We start from the raw sequence: 1,363 nt of genomic DNA, 5'->3' as shown, positions 1-1,363 counted from the left end.
GGAATTCGCGCTTCTGGCGACACGTAGCTGAACATCGCAGACTGGTCGTGATCGGTTCCGCGCATCTCTCACCCCCTGATCATGCGTGTACCAACCGATTGACGGACCCGCACGGGGTTTTTCCGCAGCCTGCTAGTACTCGATGGCCAACTTGCTGCCTCGCATGACGACGGAGAAGCGGTGGCAAGGGTCGGTATGCCAGGTCGTGGCCTCGCCCGGCTCCAGGATCTGACGCCGCGCCACGTAGTGGCCGCGTCGAGAGAGGTTCTCATCGGACATCGATCGCCCAACCATACCCGCCGAGCCCTGGGCTGTGCCACAAGCGCGAGATCGCCAGCGCTCCGGCTACCGCAACGAGCGGTGTCGACAGGACCGAAGAGCGGAGCCAACACGTCGGGCTCGGGCTCATCGCAAAGATCGCCGCCGGGGGGTGGCCCGACCGCCTGCGAATGCGTGGCCACTTCTACCTTGGCGGTGCGGAACAAACGCGAGAAGCGGGGCGGAAGCTCCGGGCTCCACCCCGCTTTTCACTCAGAGGTCTGCAGTCAGGAACGTCTTCGCTGCTGGGTCCCCGCAGCGGCCAGGCCGACGAGGCCCGTGCCCAGCAAAGCCAGGGTGCCAGGCTCGGGAACGTTGATCGGCGTTGCGAAGGTCATGACGACCCGGCGATTGCCGCCGCGAAACCTGAACTCGTGATCGTTGCCGATCAGCGTACCGCTGAACCGCTTCCGTCGGCCATTTCGCTTGACGATCAGGACACTGACGTCGGTTTCGGTTGCGGAACCGATCGATGCGAGACCGCTCGCGCCCGCCACTGAAACAGAGAACGCCGCCCGGCCTCGCCTCTGCCTCGCTCTGAACACGATGGTGTTCTCGTCGACCTGGGTCACGCTCGCTCGCCTCGCGCTGTGCACATCGATACTCAAGGCCTGAGCACTGCCCGCCAGCAGCAGTACAGCAGCCAACGACACTCCGCCCAACTTCATCATCATCCGCATTGAACCCTCCAGCCGCGCAACCGCGGGGTGAAAATCGGTATCAATGCGTGGTTCGGGAACGGGCTTTGTGTCACCGCGGCCGGAGAATTCGAATTTCAGTCGATCCCCAGGGGGATGCGGCTTCAGGGCTGCATTGGCCGAGTGCGTTCGCATCCATGCCAGGGATGGCGCGAGGCACCCGTTTCCAGGGGCCTGGGCCGCTCTAGCGATGGTGGCTAGTGGCCGGCCTGTAGACGCTCACTCAGAAGCGTAGAAATCTGATCATTTGGCCGGGGGGCGACGCAGCCCGCCGTTCCGGATTCCGATTCAGATCTTCCGGGTCGAAAGGTCCTTGACCCAGGGCGAACGCCCTCCCGGCTCGACCG

The 1,363-nt window shown here is 64.2% G+C and carries 2 protein-coding genes; both read right to left on the bottom strand.

The genetic code is table 11. The features are described from left to right. Positions 1 to 132 precede the first annotated feature (132 nt). Complete coding sequence (locus GY937_01445) at positions 133 to 279, bottom strand: hypothetical protein (protein ID MCP5055370.1); 147 nt, start codon at positions 277 to 279, stop codon at positions 133 to 135. A gap of 266 nt (positions 280 to 545) precedes the next feature. Then, positions 546 to 1,151 (bottom strand): PEP-CTERM sorting domain-containing protein, encoded by a 606-nt coding sequence (locus GY937_01440; GenBank protein MCP5055369.1) that lies wholly within the window; start codon positions 1,149 to 1,151, stop codon positions 546 to 548. Positions 1,152 to 1,363: the final 212 nt, after the last annotated feature.

It is taken from the genome of bacterium (assembly GCA_024228115.1).
In the GTDB taxonomy this organism is placed as follows: Bacteria; Myxococcota_A; UBA9160; order UBA9160; family UBA6930.
The sequence above is the reverse complement of the archived record's forward strand: the minus strand, read 5'-3'. Positions and strand labels throughout refer to the sequence as shown.